The following is a 4,251-nucleotide window of genomic DNA, read 5'->3' as shown; positions in this document are numbered from 1 at the left end:
GCGCTCGGGGGCGCACTGGCGGTGGCGGTGCGGGCCGCGGTGGCCGGTGCACCGGCCGGGCCGGGGCCGCTGCTGCTGGTGCCCGTGCCGTCCGCGCGCGGCGCGGTCCGGGCACGCGGCCACGATCCGGGGCTCCGGATCGCCCGGTGCGCGGCGGGGGAACTGCGGCGCGCCGGGGTGCCCGCCCGGGTCCTGGCCGTGCTCAGGCAGCGGCGGCCGGTGAGCGACCAGGCGGGCCTGAGCGCCCGCGAGCGGGCGGCGAACCTGGCAGGGGCCCTGGAGGTGTCCCCCGGGGGCGCACGGCTCCTGGCGGGCGGCCGGGCCGTCCTGGTGGACGACCTGATGACGACGGGCGCCTCGCTCGCGGAGGCGGCGCGTGCACTGAGTGCCATCCGGGAATGGCCGGTTCTGGTCTCGGCGCAGCCCAGGGCCGCTGTCGTCGCCGCTCCGGCGCTGTCCTTCGGTAATAAACCGGAACTGACGGGGAACTTGGATCGTTGCAGGTAGGGAGAGTGGAAATTCGCTTGATAGGAGGTACGCGCCGGTAGCGGGTGCCGACAGGCGTCCGAGCGAGCTATGTTCGGTTGTGAGGAAAGCAGAGCTTGTGCCTCACGATTTGGACGGCTGCGCTTCGGGTTTTCACTTCAGCCCGAAGTCGATGGGGTGGGGATCTTGTCGACTGGGGAGGAGGAGGTGAAAGTCACCAAGTCCGAGGTTCCGGTGCTCACCGGAACCTGGTGCGAAAGGGAGACGCTCCGCCGCTGAAGCGGGGCTATCCGGGAACGGAGTTCTGCGTGGACATCGTCGTCAAGGGCCGCAAGACCGAGGTGCCCGAGAGGTTCCGCAAGCACGTGGCCGAGAAGCTGAAGCTGGACAAGATCCAGAAGCTCGACGGCAAGGTGATCAGCCTGGACGTCGAAGTGTCCAAGGAGCCCAATCCGCGGCAGGCCGACCGTTCCGACCGTGTGGAGATCACGCTTCACTCGCGTGGCCCGGTCATCCGGGCCGAGGCGTCGGCCGGCGACGCGTATGCGGCGCTGGACCTCGCCACCGGGAAGTTGGAGGCGCGGCTGCGCAAGCAGCACGACAAGCGCCACACGCGTCGTGGCAACGGCAGGCTGTCGGCCGCAGAGGTGGGTACGACGGTGCCGGGCACCGCGGCCATGAACGGCAATGGGGTTCTCGTCGCCGACGAGGCGACACCGACCATCCCCACCACCAGGATCGGATCGCTCGAGGTACAGGGCGAAGGGCCGCTGGTGGTCCGCGAGAAGACGCACGTCGCGGCCCCGATGACGCTCGACCAGGCGCTCTACGAGATGGAGCTGGTCGGGCACGACTTCTACCTCTTCGTCGACTCCGAGACGAAGGAGCCCAGTGTCGTCTACCGGCGGCACGCCTACGACTACGGTGTCATCCACCTGACGACCGACCCGCTGGCCGAGACCGAGGCGGGCGGCGCCGGAGGTGCACTCGGCGGGTGATTCGCCGGGCACGCTGAACCGACGAGGGTCGCGTGCCGTATCCATCTGTGATGGTGCCCCTGGAGCGCCTGTGCGCCCCCCAGGGGCACCATCGTGCGACCGCAGGATCACCGCTCCGTCGTCCGGGCATGAAATCATGGCGTCGCAAGCCAATCGGTGCTCTGCACACTGTGGTTGGGGCAGCTCATGATTTTCGGGCCACGGCCTTCAGGGGGAGGAACGATGGCGGACAGCTTCGGTCCGGTGCACGACGAGTCCGGCACGGCGGACGCCGAGGGCGGCGGCGGTCCCGGTGCGGACGCCGGGGGAGCGCGCAAGGAGCCCATCAGGGTGCTGGTCGTCGACGACCACGCCCTGTTCCGCCGGGGACTGGAGATCGTCCTCGCGCAGGAGGAGGACATCCAGGTCGTCGGTGAGGCCGGGGACGGTGCGGAGGCCGTGGACAAGGCGGCCGATCTGCTGCCGGACATCGTGCTGATGGACGTGCGGATGCCCAAGCGCGGTGGCATCGAGGCGTGCACCACCATCAAGGAGGTGGCCCCCAGCGCGAAGATCATCATGTTGACGATCAGCGACGAGGAGGCCGACCTCTACGACGCGATCAAGGCGGGCGCGACCGGTTACCTCCTCAAGGAGATCTCCACGGACGAGGTGGCCACGGCGATCCGCGCGGTGGCCGACGGCCAGTCGCAGATCAGCCCGTCGATGGCGTCCAAACTCCTCACCGAGTTCAAGTCGATGATCCAGCGCACCGACGAGCGCCGGCTCGTCCCCGCGCCGCGGCTGACCGAGCGGGAGCTCGAAGTCCTCAAGCTCGTGGCGACCGGCATGAACAACCGGGACATCGCCAAGGAGTTGTTCATCTCCGAGAACACCGTGAAGAACCACGTCCGCAACATCCTGGAGAAGCTGCAGCTGCACTCCCGGATGGAGGCCGTGGTCTACGCGATGCGGGAGAAGATCCTCGAGATCAGGTGAGGCGGGCCAATTCGGCGGTCAGCGGCTCGCGCAGGTCCGGTGCGTCCACGCGCTCCACCCGTACGTCCGAGCAGCCGACCCACTGCGCCGCCTCGACCAGCGCCTGCGCCATCGGTCCCACGGCCTTGCGGCTCTCCAGCGAGACCTGACGCGCCACGAGCGTCTTCCCCTCACGCGCCGGGTCGACCCGGCCCAGCAGCCGCCCGCCCGCGAGCAACGGCATGGCGAAGTACCCGTGAATTCGCTTGGGCTTGGGGACGTAGGCCTCCAGACGGTGGGTGAAGCCGAAGATCCGCTCGGTGCGGGGGCGGTCCCAGACGAGGGAGTCGAAGGGCGACAGCAGGGTCGTGCGGTGGCGGCCGCGCGGGGTGCTCACCAGGGCTGCCGGGTCCGCCCACGCGGGCTTGCCCCAGCCTTCGACCTCGACCGGGACCAGACCCGAGTCGGCGATCACGGCGTCGACCTGCTCGCCCTTGAGGCGGTGGTAGTCCGCGATGTCGGCGCGCGTGCCGACGCCGAGCGACTGGCCGGCGAGGCGCACGAGCCGGCGGAGGCACTCGGTGTCATCCAGGTCGTTGTGGTAGACGGCGTCCGGGACGGCGCGCTCGGCCAGGTCGTAGACCCGCTTCCAGCCGCGCCGCTCGGTGCAGACCACCTCGCCGTACATCAGCGCGCGCTCGACGGCGACCTTCGACGCGGACCAGTCCCACCACTCGCCCTTGTTCTTGGCGCCGCCCAAATCCGTGGCCGTCAGCGGACCTTCGGCGCGCAGCTGCTTGATCACCGCGTCGTACGCGCCGTCAGGGAGGTCGTGGTGCCAGTGCGGCCGGTCGCGGTACGCGCGGCGGCGGAAGGCGAAGTGCGGCCACTCCTCCATGGGCAGGATGCAGGCCGCGTGCGACCAGTACTCGAAGGCGTGGGCGCCGGTCCAGTAGGCGCTGTCCACGGTCGAGCGGCCCACGGCGCCGAGGCGGGCGTACGGAATCAGCTCGTGCGAGCGGGCCAGCACGGAGATCGTGTCGAGCTGCACCGCGCCCAGGTGGCGCAGGACGCCGCGCACCCCGCCCCGCCGGTCCGGCGCGCCCAGGAATCCCTGGGCGCGCAGGGCGATCCTGCGGGCTTCGTCGGCGGAGAGCGAGGCGGTGGGCGGCAGCAGACTGGTCATGGCCGCAGCCTAGGCTCCGCCACTGACAACAGGCCCTGGCCTGCGGCGATTCAGTCGGACGGGACGCCGGCCCGCGAGGGCAGGTACGGGCAGGCCGTCGGCAGTCCGAGGTCGGACGGGAGCAGGGCGCCGATCCAGCCGTCCCGGCGCACGCCCTTGTTCGCGATGCCGGAGCGCTGGACGCCCTCGATGACGAACCCGGCCCTCTCGGCCACCGCGCGCGACGCGTCGTTGCCGATCTCGGCGCGCCACTCCAGGCGCTCCACGCCCGCGCACGTGAAGGCCCAGTGGGCGACGGCCCGCACCGCCTCGGTGACGTAGCCCCGGCCGCGGTGCTCCTTCGCCCCCCAGTAACCGATCTCCGCGGCGCCCTCGCCGCGCGTGATCGACGACACGGCGGCCACCAGTTCGCCGGTGTCCCGGGTGAGGGCCCCGAAGGCGTACACCGTGTCGTAGCGCCAGCCGTCCGGCACGATCCGGCCGACGAAGCCCTCCGCGTGCTCACGTTCGTACGGCGAGGGGATCGACGTCCAGCGCTGGATGTCGGGGTCCTGGCACGCCTGGTGGACGGCGTCGGTGTCGGCGGGCTCGAAAGGGCGCAGCAGCAGCCGCTCGGTGGTGAGG

4 protein-coding genes and 1 pseudogene are annotated in these 4,251 nt (G+C 70.9%); 3 read left to right on the top strand and 2 right to left on the bottom strand.

Annotated features, from left to right (window positions below):
• The 3 genes and pseudogenes from E2E34_RS31885 to E2E34_RS31870 form a co-directional block, all read left to right on the top strand.
• A pseudogene (locus E2E34_RS31885) lies at positions 1-507 on the top strand (ComF family protein); the annotation flags it as partial.
• A 287-nt stretch (positions 508-794) separates the two neighbouring features.
• Positions 795-1,484 carry a ribosome hibernation-promoting factor, HPF/YfiA family gene (gene hpf, locus E2E34_RS31875; protein WP_138895484.1) on the top strand — a complete coding sequence of 230 codons (690 nt, stop codon included), beginning with the start codon at positions 795-797 and terminating at the stop codon, positions 1,482-1,484.
• A gap of 222 nt (positions 1,485-1,706) precedes the next feature.
• Positions 1,707-2,462 carry a response regulator gene (locus E2E34_RS31870; protein ID WP_138895485.1) on the top strand — a complete coding sequence of 252 codons (756 nt, stop codon included), beginning with the start codon at positions 1,707-1,709 and terminating at the stop codon, positions 2,460-2,462.
• On the opposite strand, the gene E2E34_RS31865 is transcribed toward E2E34_RS31870, so the two are convergent.
• On the bottom strand, positions 2,455-3,627 hold the full coding sequence (locus E2E34_RS31865) for a winged helix-turn-helix domain-containing protein (RefSeq protein ID WP_138905325.1): 1,173 nt from the start codon (positions 3,625-3,627) through the stop codon (positions 2,455-2,457). The genes E2E34_RS31870 and E2E34_RS31865 overlap by 8 nt on opposite strands.
• Before the next feature lie 50 nt (positions 3,628-3,677).
• On the bottom strand, positions 3,678-4,251 hold a 574-nt coding region (locus E2E34_RS31860), incomplete at its 5' end, for a GNAT family N-acetyltransferase (RefSeq protein WP_138905324.1).

The sequence above is a fragment of the Streptomyces albidochromogenes genome (assembly GCF_005981925.1).
GTDB lineage: Bacteria > Actinomycetota > Actinomycetes > Streptomycetales > Streptomycetaceae > Streptomyces > Streptomyces albidochromogenes.
Note: the sequence above shows the minus strand (reverse complement) of the source record. Positions and strands in the feature narration are given on the sequence as shown.

What these genes read in the sequence shown, in the direction of transcription:
- E2E34_RS31865 (WP_138905325.1), bottom strand. Translation starts at nt 3,627, where the DNA reads ATGACCAGTCTGCTGCCGCCCACCGCCTCGCTCTCCGCCGACGAAGCC.
- E2E34_RS31870 (WP_138895485.1), top strand. Translation starts at nt 1,707, where the DNA reads ATGGCGGACAGCTTCGGTCCGGTGCACGACGAGTCCGGCACGGCGGAC.